The sequence below is a fragment of the Mycobacterium sp. genome, from assembly GCF_035623875.1.
In the GTDB taxonomy this organism is placed as follows: domain Bacteria; phylum Actinomycetota; class Actinomycetes; order Mycobacteriales; family Mycobacteriaceae; genus Mycobacterium.
This window is the reverse complement of sequence record NZ_DASPSP010000153.1, coordinates 26,408-41,146: the sequence shown is the minus strand read 5'-3', so window position 1 is coordinate 41,146 and position 14,739 is coordinate 26,408. Positions and strand designations below refer to the sequence as shown.

Below are 14,739 nucleotides of genomic sequence, written 5' to 3'. Positions count from 1 at the left end.
ATGTGCTGCAACAGCATCCGGAAGTGTATCTAGTCAACGAGGGTGCCAACGCGTTGGACATCGCCCGCAACGTCATCGACATGCAGCTGCCGCGCCACCGGCTCGACAGCGGAACTTGGGGTGTGATGGGCATCGGCATGGGCTACGCCATCGCTGCCGCGGTCGAAACCGGCCAACCGGTGGTGGCAATCGAGGGTGACAGCGCCTTTGGCTTCAGCGGCATGGAATTCGAGACGATCTGCCGCTACCGGCTACCGATCACCGTCGTCATCCTCAACAACGGCGGCGTCTACCGGGGTGACGAGGCCTCCGGCACGGAGCCAGCGCCGACCGTGCTGAGTCCGCATGCCCGCCACGAGTTGATCGCTGAGGCCTTCGGCGGCAAGGGTTATCACGTCAGCACTGCTGCCGAACTGCAATCCGCCCTGACCGACGCGCTGGCATCGAAGGGGCCGGCGATCGTGGATTGCGAACTCGACCCAGCCGCGGGTGTGGAGAGCGGACACCTGACCAGCCTCAACCCGAAAAGCGCTGCCGCTAGCGGGTAATCCTCAACGCCGCCCGGCAATTCCGAGCAACCGAACGTCGAAAAACTCGTTCCGACAACTTTTGCGCGCATGCCGAAAAAGCGCGGGCCACCGGCGAGCCCGGCTCGGCAGAGCTGGTGGCGACGGCGACCTGCGCCTTGAGGACTGGATCGACGAGTTCAACCACGCGGATGTTACGGCCATCAGGCTGGTCCACAGCCAGGTGTGTGGAATGATGCATGCCCAGTCACCGGTAGCGACCTGCGCCAACGGCGAAGCGACCGAATCTGTCTCAACTTGCGGGCTGACGGTGATGGCGTAATCGGCCGGGGCTGCGTCGATGACCTGCCTTTCCCGCATGTCCGGTGTCAGCAAAGCCAGCGGCAGCTGCGCCTGACGGAAAAAAAATCGGCTTCTCCGTGTGGACGGGTGCGGGACCCAAGTGTCTCAGCGTGCCCTACGGCCAGCATGCACCCGATATCGTCGTCGCTACGGTAGCTGATACGATTGCCGTCTCAGCGGACTTTCTAAAGTCCTCCCGAATCCCGAAGGTAGACCCCATGCCCAAGCCCGTCATCGTCAGTGCTGTCCGGACCGCCATCGGGACGTCGTTCAAGGGCTCGTTGGTCAACACTCCCCCCGAGATCCTCGCAACCACCATCCTGCAAGAAGCGGTTCGACGATCCGGAGTCGAGACGCCAGCCATCGACGATGTCATCTTCGCCGAATCCCACTACGGCGGAGGCGATCTGGCGCGTTACGCGGCGGCCGCCTCGGGCATGGTTTCTGTACCCGGCCAGGCCGTCAACCGGCATTGTGCCGGCAGCCTCACCGCGGTAGCCAACGCGGCTGCGCAGATCGGCGCCGGCGTCGAGCATGTCGTCGTCGGCGGCGGAGTGCAGTCGCTGTCGATGACTCCGCTGATGAAGCAGCGCATCCCGGGGCCGACCCTGGAGTTCCAAGACCAGTGGCTCCCGCCCACCCATGTGGAGGCACCCGACGCGCCGACCCGCGACATGTCGATCACGGTGGGGTGGAACACCGCCCAGGCAGTCGGGATCAGCCGCGAAGAGATGGATGCCTGGGCGTTGCGGTCGCACCAACGCGCCATCGCTGCGATCGACAGCGGCGCTTTCCTCGATGAGATCGTCCCGCTGAAAATTCAAGGCCCCGATGATGCGCTGGTGGACTTCAGCGTTGACGAACACCCGCGCCGCGACACCAGCATGGAGAAGCTGGCGTCGCTGAAAGTGCTGCACCCGGAGATCGACGGGTTTTCCATCACCGCCGGCAACAGCAGCGGTACGAACGACGCGGCCGCCGCGCTGACGCTGGCCGACGACGACTTCGCCCGATCTGCCGGGCTCGCGGTGCTGGGCTCGGTCAAGACATGGGCCGCCGCCGGCGTCGAACCGCGGGACACCGGTCTGGGCGCGGTGAAGGTGATCGGCAAGGTGCTGGATCGGGCCGGTCTGGCTGCCAGCGACGTAACGCTGTGGGAGATCAATGAGGCGTTCGCCTCGGTGCCGATCGCGGCATGCCGCGAGTATGGGCTCGACGAGGACCGGGTCAACGTCTATGGCAGTGGGTGCAGCTTGGGCCACCCCATCGCAGCCTCCGGCGCCCGGATGCTCACCACGCTGGTGCACGAATTGAGCCGGCGCGGCGGCGGGATCGGTGTGGCAGCGATGTGTGCGGGCGGCGGCCAGGGCGGCGCCGTCGTCGTCGAGGTCTAGCGACGCGCGGCGAGGAGCCGGCTTGCGTGCTCGAGAATGCAATTGAGGCCGTACTCGAAGTTGATGTCGTCGGCGACGCCGATCCGGTGACCTTTGTCGGTCAGTTCGGCGATCAGCGGCATGGTCTCGGGGTCGATGACCGAAGTTCCGCTGCGCCGGTACGGTTGAGCCCCGCCGGATCGGTCTTGCAGCCGTTCCAGCACTGCCGCGCCTTGGGTGTGAACCGAGATGCTGGCGTAGGTGTCGAACGCATCCTCGGGCGATAGGCCCGCCTCCACCAGGGTGGCGACCGCCATCTCGAGTTTCTGGAAGGCGGCTTGCGTCGCCTCCCGGCCGAAGGTCCCGCGGATCAGGATCAGATCGCAGAGGATCGGATTACTGCGGAAGGTCTGGCGCATTTTTCGAGCGTGATTGCGCAGCGACTCCTGCCAATCCTGGCCTTCGACGAATGGTGTCGCGAAATCGTACTGGCCCAGTGCGCGATCGGTCATCGCGTTGAGCAGATCGTCCTTCTTCCGGAAGTACCAGTAGATGCTCGTCACACCGACATCGAGGTGCTTGGCCAGCAGCGGCATGCTCAAGCCGTCAACCGATACGTCCTTGGCTACTTCGAACGCGCCATTGATGATTTCGTCGACGCTGATCGATCCACGTTGACGCCGCTGCCGCTTGTCTGCGACTGCCTGCCTCGCCAATTCGATGACCTCCGATAGTTCGAACGGGCTATCGTATCAAATATCGTAAGGCTTGTGGTAATGGTTTAGGCTCCCAGCAGCGGTGCCATCCAGGTCAATTCGGCGGGCAGCTGAGAGCTCCAGAACGATGCGTCGTGCCCGCCGGGCGAGAACCCGCCCGACGGCGGGTTGGGCAGCTGAGCCACGAACTGCTTTGTCGCCCCGTAGAACGGATCGCTGTTGCCGCAGTCCACCCTGATCGGGATGGACGCCAGCGCGGGCATCCCGGATACCGAGTTGGCCGCGAAATCGTTTGGGCCGTCGAACGCGCCCGGCGCGGCGGCCCCTGACGACAGCCACAGCGCCGGGCTCACCGCGCAGATCGCGGCGGTGCGCGGCGCTCCGAGCCGGCCACCGAGCAACAGTGCGCCGTAACCGCCCATCGACCAGCCCAGAAAAGCGACCCGGGAGGTATCGAGGCCCTTGGTGTCCAGCATCGGGATGAGCTCGTTCAACACCATCGCGCCGGAATCCTCGCCGGAAGCCCTTTTGTGCCAATAACTTCCGCCACCGTCGACGGCGACCACTGCAAACGGCGGCAGGCCGGCAGCGACCGCTTGGGCCAGGCCCTGTTCGACGCCGCCGTCCATCACGGTGGCCGCGCTACTTCCCTTGCCGTGCAGCGCAATTACCGGTCGCAGGGGTTTGGTTTGACCCGGCGGCCGGGCGATCGCCCAGTTGGTGGCTATTCCGCCGCGCGCCGCCGACACGAACGAGCCGGTCACCATCGTTGGGGCCGCGACCGGCGCAGGGGCCGGGTCCAGCGGCGGGCGCGGCGCCAGCGGAACGCCGGTGCCTGCCATCGTCACCGGCGCCGTGAGCGGGGTCCGCGCGGGCGGCAACCTATCCAGCGCATAGGCGCCCAGTGCTCCCATCGCCGCGCCGGCGCCAAGGCGCAACACGGCACGACGACTCAGATCTGGCATGCGGGCAATCTTAAAGCGCCACTCAACGCCCCATCGTCGCTGTGCGGCTGCAGGTGCCACATCGGACCTGGCGTTTGTCGGAAAGGGCAATGCGGCACCAGGCTGACTGGCAGCATGTCCTAGGTGACTGCAGCTGTCACTCCTAAGGGGGAACGGCGACGGTACGCGCTGGTCAGCGCTGCCGCCGAGCTGTTGTGCGAAGGCGGATTCGAGGCAGTCCGTCACCGTGCCGTGGCACGCCGCGCGGGCCTTCCGCTGGCTTCGACCACCTACTACTTCTCTAGTCTCGATGACCTGATTGCCAGCGCAGTCGCCCATATCGGGATGCTGGAGGTGGCGCAGCTGCGGGCCCAGGTCGCAACCCTGTCCCGCCGGCGCCGCGGGTCAGAGACAACCGCGGACCTGCTGGTCGACCTGCTCGTCGGCAATGAATCCGGCCCGCCCCTGACCGAGCAGCTGATTTCGCGCTATGAGCGCTACATCGCCTGTGCCCGCCAGCCCGCATTGCGCGACATCCAGCGCCGCAACCTGCGTCACCGGACCGACGCTATCGCCGAGGTGATCGAGCGGTCGGGACGCTCGGCGCGCCTGGAGCTGGTCTCGGCGTTGATTTGCACAGTCGATGGCGCGGTGGTTTCTGCCTTGGTCGACGACTGCGAGGATCCCCGCACCGTCGCGCGGGCGACTGTGATCGATGTCATCGACTCGTTGGCACCGTTCGACCAGCGCAGCATACAGATTTGACGTCGCCGGGCTAATGCTCGATTGCCCGCCTTGTCCCCTCGCCGCTGCGCGGCTGGGGGTGCCCCCACCTCACGCCGTTCCGGCGTGCATCGTCGGCGGGCTAATGGTCGAGCTGTCGGCGGATCACGGTCAACTCGCGTTGCGCTTCGTCGAGGAGCGCCGCAAGGTGCGCGAGCCGCTCACGTAATTCTTCGGTGTCCGGCTGTGAGGCTGGACGACGACGCGGCGCGGGCGCCAGATCCGGTGGAAGAGTCGGCGTGACGATGTACCCGGTCGCGAAGTCGCCATAGAGGGTCACATCTTCCGGCCGGTGATACCAATACAGCGCGACGTAGGCGCAAAGCACGGCGTCGACGGGATCTTCGTCTCTGTCGAGCTGTCCCGGTCGAGTAGCGGCGGCCACCCGCCTCCGCAGTTCGACCCAAGACACGTTGTGGTTCACCCGCAGCCGCGGTGTTGCCTTGTCGAGTCCCTCAATCAGCGTCATCAACTGCAGCAGCTCACGCTGACGAACCTCGAAAGGTCCCCTCTTGTACTTCAGCGTCTTCTCCAAGCCGAACAATACGATGGTCGCCGGGTGTGGATACACCTCTATTGCCCGTCGTGGCGACCTCGATAGTGGATCCATGTTGAGCGTCAAAGCCGTCGCTATCCGGGCGCCGCGCGGATCGTTGAATTCGGGCTTCTCCGCAAACGCCGGGCGCGCTCCCGCCTCGAACCGGTGAAAGTCGTGGTTGAGCGCCACCTCGCACGGCCGGTGCCCGGTCGGATTCTTCACGATCAGCGGCGCGTCGATGGCCACCAGGCAGTCGTTGCTGACATAAGGCGACACCGCCGCTTCGATGCTCGCGTCGTCCTGTGCGGCACCGACGTGCAGCAGCCGGCCATCGGAATCGATGGCCGCGACACCGGTGCTGTTTTTCTCGCCCCAGGCGAGATCGAGCCCAACGAAGTGCATGGGGCCTACTGTGCCTGATCCGCGCGCCTTGCGGCGCCGTTAAGCTGTGTGTTTGTGACAATCCTGAACGTGCTGGCCAACCGCTACGCCAGCGCCGAGATGGTGGCGATCTGGTCGCCGGAGGCCAAAGTCGTCGCCGAGCGGCGGCTATGGCTGGCGGTGCTGCGGGCGCAGACGGAATTGGGGGTCGAGGTCCCCGACGCCGCTGTCGCCGACTACGAACGGGTGCTCGATGATGTCGACCTGGCTTCGATCGCCGCCCGCGAGCGGGTGCTGCGCCACGACGTCAAGGCCCGCATCGAGGAATTCAACGCGCTGGCCGGCCATGAGCAGGTGCACAAGGGCATGACCAGCCGCGACCTGACCGAAAACGTCGAGCAGCTGCAGGTTCGCCGGTCGCTGGAATTGGTGTTCGCCCATGGCGTGGCTGTGGTGGCCCGACTGGCCGAGCGTGCGGCGACCTACCGCGACCTGGTGATGGCCGGACGCAGCCACAACGTCGCAGCACAGGCCACCACGTTGGGGAAGCGGTTCGCCTCGGCGGCGCAGGAGACCCTGCTGGCGTTGACCAGACTGCGGGAATTGATCGACCGCTACCCGCTGCGCGGCATCAAAGGCCCGATGGGCACCGCCCAGGACATGCTCGACTTGTTCGGCGGCGACGTGGCGAAGCTGGCTGAACTCGAACGACGCATTGCCGACTTCCTTGGATTCACAACGGTTTTGACCAGTGTCGGACAGGTATATCCGCGTTCGCTCGACCACGAAGTGGTGTCCGCTCTGGTGCAGCTGGGCGCTGGGCCGTCCTCACTGGCACACACCATCCGGCTGATGGCCGGCCACGACCTGGTCACCGAGGGTTTTGCGCCGGGCCAAGTCGGCTCGTCGGCGATGCCGCACAAAATGAACACCCGCAGTTGCGAGCGAGTCAACGGGTTGCAGGTGGTGCTGCGCGGCTACGCTTCGATGGCCGCGGAATTGGCCGGTGCGCAGTGGAACGAAGGGGATGTCTTCTGCTCGGTGGTGCGCCGAGTTGCGTTGCCGGACAGTTTCTTCGCCGTCGACGGGCTGATCGAGACGATGTTGACCGTGCTCGACGAATTCGGCGTTTACCCGGCGGTGATCGCGCGCGAGCTGGACCGCTACCTGCCGTTCCTGGCCACCACCAAGGTCCTGATCGCAGCGGTGCGGGCCGGGATGGGCCGTGAGGCCGCCCACGAGGTGATCAAAGAACACGCGGTGGCGACCGCACTGGCGATGCGCGAACGCGGCGCCGAGCCCGACCTGCTCGACCGGCTGGCCGCCGATCCGCGACTGCCGCTGGACCGGGCGGCGCTGAACACCGCGCTGGCCGATAAGGAGGCATTCATCGGGGCCGCCGGCGACCAAGTCGACGGGGTGGTTGCGGCGGTCGACGCGCTGGTCGCCCGCTACCCGGACGCGGCCAAGTACACGCCGGGTGCGATCCTATGACCCTCGCCGGCGCCGTTTCGGGGATCGACTTCACCGATCTGGACAACTTCGCCAACGGATTTCCGCACGAATTGTTCGCTGTCCATCGGCGCGAAGCCCCGGTGTACTGGCACGAGCCGACCGAGCACACACCCGACGGTGAGGGCTTCTGGTCCGTTTCCACGTATGCGGAAACGCTTGCCGTGCTGAAGGATCCGGTGACCTTCTCGTCAGTCACCGGCGGCGAACGGCCGTTCGGCGGGACGCTGTTGCAGGACCTTGCAATCGCGGGCCAGGTGCTCAACATGATGGACGATCCGCGGCACTCGCAGATTCGGCGACTCGTCAGCTCCGGCCTGACGCCGCGGATGATCCGCCGCGTCGAGGACGATCTTCGGGCCCGGACGCGTCGGCTGCTGGATGCGGTGGCGCCCGGCGAACCGTTCGACTTTCTGGTTGACATCGCCGCCGAACTGCCGATGCAGATGATCTGCATCCTGCTGGGAGTGCCGGAATCCGAACGGCATTGGCTCTTCGAGGCCATCGAGCCACAGTTCGACTTCGGCGGATCGCGTAAGGCCTCGCTTGCGCAGATGTCGGCAGAAGAGGCCGGGTCGCGGATGTACACCTACGGCCAGGAGCTGATCGCGTCGAAGCGTGCCCGGCCGACCGACGATATGTTGTCGGTGGTTGCCAACGCAAAGCTGGATGATTTGGACGATCCTGCCGCGCCGGCCATGTCCGATCTCGAGCTGTATCTGTTCTTCAGTCTGCTGTTCAGTGCCGGTGCGGAGACGACCCGCAACGCGGTGGCCGGTGGGCTGCTGGCGTTGGCGGAACATCCCGATCAATTGCGCGCGCTGCGTGAGGATCTGGACCTGCTACCCACGGCCGTCGAAGAGATGGTCCGGTGGACGTCACCGTCGCCGTCCAAACGTCGCACCGCCACACGAAACGTCGCGCTCGGCGGAGCCTCGGTCGAGGCGGGACAGAAGGTACAGATCTGGGAAGGCTCGGCCAACCGCGACGCCAGCGTCTTCGACCGCGCCGACGAGTTCGACATCACCCGAAAGCCCAATCCACATCTAGGTTTCGGTCAAGGCGTGCACTACTGCCTGGGCGCCAATCTGGCCCGACTGGAACTGCGAGTGCTGTTCGACGAACTGTTGTCGCGTTTCCACGTCGTACGGGTTATGCGGCCCGTCGAATGGACGCGCAGCAACCGGCATACCGGCATCCGGCACCTAGTCGTGGAACTCGTCTGACAGCATTGATCATCCGACCGAGCCGACGGTTTCGCCGCAGGAACGGCGACCGGGATCTTGCTCGCGCTCTGGCGGTAGAACTACGCCTAAATCAGCCAATGCCGGCAGTTCCGGCATCGGGTGGTCATAGGGGCCGAAGGTCCCTATCTGGTGAGCTCGGATCCAGTTAGCCTGAGCCACGCTTACCGAATCGGGAGTGCCACGACGAACTGCAATCGACTACCGGTTACCATCGCGGGAGAACGGCAAGACAATTGGACACCACAACCGAACTTGCCCACTACGAATCGGTCACGCCGCCAGCCGATTTCGTCGAGCACGCCAACGCAACGACGGATCTGTACGAGCGGGCGCGAGCGGACCGGCTAGCGTTCTGGGCGGAACAGGCCCAGCGATTGTGCTGGGAAGCGCCGTTCACCGACGTGCTCGACTGGTCGGAAGCGCCGTTCGCGAAGTGGTTCATCGGCGGCACCCTCAACGTCGCCTACAACTGCGTCGACCGGCACGTCGAGGCCGGTAACGGTGCCCGGGTCGCAATCCACTGGGAGGGTGAGCCGGTCGGCGACAATCGAACGCTGACCTACGCCCAATTGAAGGACGAGGTCTGTAGGGCCGCCAATGTACTCACCGACCTCGGACTGGTCGCGGGCGACCGAGTCATCATTTACCTGCCGATGGTGCCCGAGGCGATCGTGGCGATGCTGGCATGCGCACGGCTCGGGGTCGTGCACAGCGTCGTCTTCGCGGGGTTTTCCGCCTCGGCGCTGCGCGCGCGGATCGAGGACGTCGAGGCCAGACTGGTGATCACCAGCGACGGCCAGTACCGCCGCGGCAAGGCCGCTCCGCTCAAAGATGCTGTCGACGAAGCACTTTCGGGACTGGGATGCGTAGAGCACGTTCTGGTAGTGCGCCGCACCGGGATCGGCGTTGCCTGGACTGAAGCCCGCGACCTGTGGTGGGACCAGACGGTGGACAAGGCCTCGGTCCAGCACACCGCGAAAGCTTTCGATTCCGAGCACCCGCTGTTCGTCCTCTATACGTCGGGCACGACCGGAAAGCCCAAGGGCATCATGCACACCACCGGCGGATATCTGACCCAGGCGTCCTACACACACTTCAACGTCTTCGACGTCAAGCCCGAGACGGACGTCTACTGGTGCACGGCCGACATCGGCTGGGTGACCGGGCACACCTACATCGTCTACGGTCCATTGTCGAACTGTGTCACTCAGGTGGTCTATGAAGGCACGCCAACCTCGCCGACCGAGCACCGCCACTTCGAAGTGATCGAGAAATACGGTGTGACAATCTATTACACCGCACCCACGCTGGTTCGCACCTTTATGAGGCTGGGACGCGCGATTCCCGACGCCCACGATCTATCCACGCTGCGTCTCCTGGGCTCGGTCGGTGAGCCGATAAACCCGGAGGCGTGGCGCTGGTATCGCGAAGTCTTCGGCGCGAACAAGACTCCGATCGTGGACACCTGGTGGCAGACCGAGACCGGCGCCATCATGATTTCGCCGCTGCCGGGTGTTACGGCGACCAGGCCCGGGTCGGCGATGACACCGCTGCCGGGCGTCTCGGCGAAGATCGTCGACGACCACGGCGAACAGCTGCCACCCGGCACCGACTACGGTGAGCAGGCCAGCGGCTACCTGGTGCTGGACAAGCCGTGGCCGTCAATGCCGCGCGGCGTCTGGCGGGATCCTGAGCAGTTCAAAAAGGCCTACTGGTCGCGGTTCGGCGAGCAGGGCTGGTATTTCGCCGGCGACAGCGCACGCTACGACGCCGACGGCAACATCTGGGTACTGGGCCGGATCGACGATGTGATGAATGTGTCGGGCCACCGTATCTCGACCGCTGAGGTCGAGTCCGCCCTGGTGGGCCACGCCCACGTGGCCGAGGCTGCGGTGGTGGGGGCCGCCGACGAGCAGACCGGGCAGGCCATTTGTGCGTTCGTCATCCTGGAGTCCAGCGCGGTCGACTTGCCGCGCCACCAGATGGTCGAGGAACTGCGTGCCGAGGTCGCCCGCGAGATCTCGCCGATCGCCAAGCCGAAAGAGATCCACGTGGTACCCGAACTGCCGAAGACTCGCAGCGGCAAGATCATGCGCCGGTTGTTGCGCGACGTGGCTGACGGCCGCAAACTCGGCGACACCTCGACGTTGGTCGATCCTGGCGTATTCGAGGCGATTCGGGCCAGCAAGGCCGAGGACTAGGTGTACTGCCCAGGGAGGTTGGTCAAGCGGGTGATGGGCGGGGTCTTGCCGATCGCCGAGTGTTAGCGCGGGCGGATCGCTACTCCCGCGGACCTCAGCTCGAGGGCGGCCAGTCCCCGGATGGCGCCAGGATCCGCAACGCGCCATGCACCGACCGGGTCGGGGCTGACGGCAGTCAGCCTGCGCAGCGGCCGGTTGGCCAATGCCCGCAGCGCCAGCAGCTGTCCGCCGGCTGGTGTGGCGGCGAGCGTGCTGACGGTCCATTTGCGTCGGAAGAACCGGATGCGCAGCACCAACCAGGGCATCACCACCGCCATGGCCGGCGGTGCAGCGACGGCCAATGCCAGCACCACCGCGAGCCAGGTGGCGGTGGTGTCCAGGTCGTGCCCGGCGCCGGCGATGTCGAGAGCGGCCTTACTGGCCGCGGTGAGTGGCTTGCTCACCGTGTCACCGACCAGTGGGATGCTATCGGCACCATGGCCGGCCGACTTGAGGCTGTCGGCGACACCACCCGCGCCGCCTTGGACCTGTCGACCCACCGCGGCGATGCTAGAGACCGCGCTGTGGACGGCCAGGCCGACGAGCACCCAAATGAATGTCCAAATGACAACGACGACATCGCTGAACAATTGAGCCAACAGTCGGCCCGGAGTAGTGGCGTATGGCAGATACCGCGATTTCATAGCCCCGATCCCAACACACGGTCGGTCTGCAGGTTGGCATTTACCGGCCCGCTAGGCTGACCCGATGCGTCCCGCACTGTCCGACTATCGGCACCTGGCCAGCGGCAAGGTCCGAGAGTTGTATCGCATCGATGACGATCACTTGCTGTTCGTCGCCACCGACCGGATCTCAGCGTTCGACTATGTGCTCGACAGCGTGATTCCCGACAAAGGTCGGATTTTGACCGCGATGAGCGTGTTCTTCTTCGACCTCGTCGAGGCGCCCAACCACCTTGCCGGGCCACCGGACGATCCCCGCATCCCCGACGAGGTCCTTGGCCGCGCACTGGTGGTGCGAGAGCTGAAGATGGTTCCGGTGGAGTGCGTCGCCCGCGGCTACCTGACCGGCTCGGGATTACTGGATTACCAGCAGACCGGGAAAGTCTGTGGCATCGCACTACCCCCGGGCCTGGTCGAGGCCAGCAGGTTCTCCACACCCCTGTTCACGCCGGCGACGAAAGCCGAACTGGGACAACACGACGAGAACATTTCATTCGCACAAGTGATCCAGATGGTCGGTGGGGTTCGCGCCAACCAATTGCGCGACCGTACTGTGCAGACCTATGTACAGGCGGCCGACCATGCGCTGAGAAGAGGAATCATCATCGCCGACACCAAATTCGAGTTCGGTATCGACGCGCACGAGAACTTGGTGCTGGCCGACGAAATTTTCACCCCCGATTCGTCGCGCTACTGGCCGGCCGCCGATTACCGCGCCGGCGAGGTGCAGGCCAGTTTCGACAAGCAGTTCGTCCGTAACTGGCTGACCGGCCCCGACTCCGGCTGGGACCGCTCGGGACCGAAGCCCCCGCCGCCGCTGCCCGAGAGCATCATCGACGCCACGCGTGCGCGTTACGTCGAGGCCTACGAACGGATTTCCGGATTGCGCTTCGACGACTGGATCGGGCCTGGCGCATGAGCGACCTCGGGGCACCTCCCGTCGCCAAGCGGGTGGAGAGTAGACGGGAATTTCACGGTGACGTGTTCGTCGACCCGTATGAATGGCTGCGCGACAAGTCCAGTCCCGAGGTCATCGCGTATCTGGAAGCCGAGAACGAGTACGCCGATCAGACGACCGCCCAGCTCGAGCCGTTGCGGCAGCGGATTTTCGACGAGATCAAGGCACGCACCAAGGAAACCGACCTATCGGTACCGATCCGGCGGGACAACTGGTGGTATTACGCCCGCAGCTTTGAAGGCAAGCAATACGGCATCCAATGCCGTTGCCCAGTAGCCGATCCGGCCGATTGGAACCCACCGATCTTCGACGAGCACACCGAGATCCCCGGTGAGCAGATATTGCTCGACGAGAACGTCGAAGCCGAGGGGCATGACTACTTCGCACTGGGCGCCGCCAGCGTCAGCCCTGACGGCAATGTGCTGGCGTACTCCGTCGACGTGGTCGGTGATGAACGCTATACGTTGCGGTTCAGGGACCTGCGCACGGGGGAACAATACCCGGACGAGATTGTCGGCATTGGCGCCGGGGCGACCTGGGCTACCGACAATCGAACCGTCTACTACGTGACCGTCGACGCGGCTTGGCGCCCCGATACTGTGTGGCGGCACCGACTCGCCTCGGGCCTGCCCGCGGAGAAGGTGTATCACGAAGCCGATGAGCGGTTCTGGCTTGCGGCCGGTCGGACCCGCAGCGACGCCTACGTGCTCATCGTGTCGGCGTCGGCCATTACCTCGGAAGTCCGCTACGCGGACGCCGCCGACCCGGATGCCGAGTTCGTCACCGTGCTGCCCCGGCGCGACGGTCTCGAGTATTCGGTGGAGCACGCAATCGTCAACGGGCAGAACCGGTTTCTGATCCTGCACAACGACGGTGCGGTGAACTTCACGCTCGTGGAGGCACCTGCCGATGACCCCGGCACCCAGCGCACGCTGATCCCCCACCGCGACGACGTGCGGCTGGACGCCGTGGACGCGTTCGCCGGACATCTGGTGGTCAGCTACCGCGGTGAGGCGTTGCCGCGAATTCAATTGTGGCCCATTGATGGTCCCGACTATGGACAGCCCGAGGAGATCTCGTTCGACTCTGAGCTGATGTCGGTCGGCCTTGGCGCCAACCCGAATTGGGACTCACCCAGGCTCCGCATCGGCGCAGCATCGTTTGTCACCCCGGTGCAGATCTACGACCTGGATCTGGTCACCGGCGAGCGCACGCTGTTGCGCGAGCAGCCGGTGCTCGGCGACTACCGGCGCGAGGACTACGTCGAACGCCGAGATTGGGCCTACGCGGCCGACGGAAGCCGGATTCCCATCTCGATCGTGCACCGAGCCAACGTTGAATTCCCGGCTCCGGCACTTGTTTACGGTTACGGCGCATACGAGATCTGTGAGGATCCGCGTTTTTCCATCGCCCGGCTGTCGCTGCTGGACCGTGGCATGACGTTTGTCGTCGCGCATGTCCGCGGCGGCGGCGAGATGGGTCGGCTGTGGTACGAGCACGGCAAGCTGCTGGAGAAGAAGAACACGTTCGCCGACTTCGTCGCGGTCGCGAACCATCTGGTGGACTCTGGACTGACCCGACCGCAGCAGCTGGTGGCCCTGGGCGGCAGCGCCGGTGGGCTGCTCATGGGTGCGGTGGCCAACATGGCCCCCGATCTGTTCGCCGGGATTCTGGCGCAAGTTCCGTTCGTCGACCCGCTCACGACAATTCTGGACCCGTCGCTACCGCTGACCGTCACCGAGTGGGACGAGTGGGGAAACCCGTTGAGCAACAGCGATGTTTACCATTACATGAAATCGTATTCGCCGTACGAGAACGTCGCCGCCCAGAAGTATCCGCCCATCCTGGCGATGACCTCGCTGAACGACACCAGGGTCCATTACGTCGAGCCCGCGAAATGGGTAGCGGCCCTGCGGCACACCAAAGCCGACGGTAATCCGGTGCTGTTAAAGACCCAGATGACCGCCGGCCATGGTGGTATCAGTGGGCGCTACGAGCGCTGGAAAGAAGTGGCCTACCAGTACGCCTGGCTGCTAGCTGCCGCCGATCGCGACCACTACGGCAGCGGCCAGGTAGACGATCTCCTCAGCGGTGCGCAGGGGTAGCTGCGTCGTCATCGACTTGGGCGGATTGGGCATCCGCGCCGCGTAGATGTTGGCCGGGAACATCGCCAGCATCAGCAGCAGCAGGCAAACGGCCGCAGCGACGCGAGTGGTCGGAACCAACAGTCCGACGGCGCCGAGGAACTCCAACACGCCGGTGAGAGTCACCAGCAGGCCGGGCGCCGGCAGCCGCGGAGGCACGATCGCGACCAAGGCGGCGCGGAGCGGTGGGGCGAAGTGCGCCACACCGGTCAGAACGAACATCGCGGCCAGGCCGACCGCAATCGCTTTGATCCAGGTGTCGACATAGTGGACACCGGCCCAGCCCGCGGTCCGGGCCACGATGCTTCCCGCCAGCAAGGTGATCAGCGGAGCCATTTCAACCCTCCAATC

General features: G+C 65.1%; 13 protein-coding genes and 1 pseudogene. 8 read left to right on the top strand and 6 right to left on the bottom strand.

Annotation, left to right across the window (positions count from 1 at the left end; translation table 11 throughout):
• The coding region (locus VEI45_RS12495; protein WP_324853572.1) for a thiamine pyrophosphate-dependent enzyme at positions 1 to 548 on the top strand (548 nt) is incomplete at its 5' end.
• A gap of 3 nt (positions 549 to 551) precedes the next feature.
• Here VEI45_RS12495 and VEI45_RS12490 read toward each other — a convergent pair.
• Positions 552 to 920 (bottom strand): annotated as a pseudogene (locus VEI45_RS12490) (LysR family transcriptional regulator substrate-binding protein); the annotation flags it as partial.
• 167 nt (positions 921 to 1,087) lie between these two features.
• Between VEI45_RS12490 and VEI45_RS12485 the strand changes: the two are divergent.
• A complete protein-coding gene (locus VEI45_RS12485; protein WP_324853570.1) occupies positions 1,088 to 2,263 on the top strand; it encodes a thiolase family protein in 1,176 nt (391 codons plus the stop codon).
• Here the strand turns inward: VEI45_RS12485 and VEI45_RS12480 are convergent.
• Both VEI45_RS12480 and VEI45_RS12475 read right to left on the bottom strand, forming a co-directional pair.
• Complete coding sequence (locus tag VEI45_RS12480; RefSeq protein ID WP_324853568.1) at positions 2,260 to 2,958, bottom strand: TetR/AcrR family transcriptional regulator C-terminal domain-containing protein; 699 nt, start codon at positions 2,956 to 2,958, stop codon at positions 2,260 to 2,262. The genes VEI45_RS12485 and VEI45_RS12480 overlap by 4 nt on opposite strands.
• A 65-nt stretch (positions 2,959 to 3,023) precedes the next feature.
• Positions 3,024 to 3,923, bottom strand: coding sequence for an alpha/beta hydrolase-fold protein (locus VEI45_RS12475; protein ID WP_324853566.1), 900 nt, complete (start codon positions 3,921 to 3,923; stop codon positions 3,024 to 3,026).
• Positions 3,924 to 4,046: 123 nt separating this feature from the next.
• Between VEI45_RS12475 and VEI45_RS12470 the strand changes: the two genes are divergently transcribed.
• Entirely contained in the window at positions 4,047 to 4,667 is a 621-nt protein-coding gene (locus VEI45_RS12470) for a TetR/AcrR family transcriptional regulator (RefSeq protein ID WP_324853564.1), read from the top strand.
• A 100-nt stretch (positions 4,668 to 4,767) separates the two neighbouring features.
• On the opposite strand, the gene VEI45_RS12465 is transcribed toward VEI45_RS12470, so the two are convergent.
• Positions 4,768 to 5,625, bottom strand: a complete 858-nt coding sequence (locus tag VEI45_RS12465) for a DUF429 domain-containing protein (RefSeq protein ID WP_324853562.1) — start codon at positions 5,623 to 5,625, stop codon at positions 4,768 to 4,770.
• Positions 5,626 to 5,679: 54 nt separating this feature from the next.
• Between VEI45_RS12465 and purB the strand changes: the two genes are divergently transcribed.
• The 3 genes from purB to acs all read left to right on the top strand — a co-directional run bounded on the left by purB (position 5,680) and on the right by acs (position 10,564).
• A complete protein-coding gene (gene purB, locus VEI45_RS12460) occupies positions 5,680 to 7,098 on the top strand; it encodes an adenylosuccinate lyase (RefSeq protein ID WP_324853560.1) in 1,419 nt (472 codons plus the stop codon).
• On the top strand, positions 7,095 to 8,342 hold the full coding sequence (locus tag VEI45_RS12455; RefSeq protein WP_324853558.1) for a cytochrome P450: 1,248 nt from the start codon (positions 7,095 to 7,097) through the stop codon (positions 8,340 to 8,342). The genes purB and VEI45_RS12455 overlap by 4 nt, the downstream gene beginning before the upstream one ends.
• 254 nt (positions 8,343 to 8,596) lie before the next feature.
• Positions 8,597 to 10,564 carry an acetate--CoA ligase gene (gene acs / locus VEI45_RS12450; RefSeq protein ID WP_324853556.1) on the top strand — a complete coding sequence of 656 codons (1,968 nt, stop codon included), beginning with the start codon at positions 8,597 to 8,599 and terminating at the stop codon, positions 10,562 to 10,564.
• A gap of 62 nt (positions 10,565 to 10,626) precedes the next feature.
• On the opposite strand, the gene VEI45_RS12445 is transcribed toward acs, so the two are convergent.
• Positions 10,627 to 11,247 (bottom strand): hypothetical protein, encoded by a 621-nt coding sequence (locus tag VEI45_RS12445; RefSeq protein WP_324853554.1) that lies wholly within the window; start codon positions 11,245 to 11,247, stop codon positions 10,627 to 10,629.
• Positions 11,248 to 11,311: 64 nt separating this feature from the next.
• Between VEI45_RS12445 and VEI45_RS12440 the strand changes: the two genes are divergently transcribed.
• Complete coding sequence (locus tag VEI45_RS12440; RefSeq protein ID WP_324853552.1) at positions 11,312 to 12,205, top strand: phosphoribosylaminoimidazolesuccinocarboxamide synthase; 894 nt, start codon at positions 11,312 to 11,314, stop codon at positions 12,203 to 12,205.
• Entirely contained in the window at positions 12,202 to 14,349 is a 2,148-nt protein-coding gene (locus VEI45_RS12435) for a S9 family peptidase (protein ID WP_324853550.1), read from the top strand. The genes VEI45_RS12440 and VEI45_RS12435 overlap by 4 nt, the downstream gene beginning before the upstream one ends.
• Here the strand turns inward: VEI45_RS12435 and VEI45_RS12430 are convergent.
• Positions 14,278 to 14,724 carry a hypothetical protein gene (locus VEI45_RS12430; protein ID WP_324853548.1) on the bottom strand — a complete coding sequence of 149 codons (447 nt, stop codon included), beginning with the start codon at positions 14,722 to 14,724 and terminating at the stop codon, positions 14,278 to 14,280. The genes VEI45_RS12435 and VEI45_RS12430 overlap by 72 nt on opposite strands.
• Positions 14,725 to 14,739 lie beyond the last annotated feature (15 nt).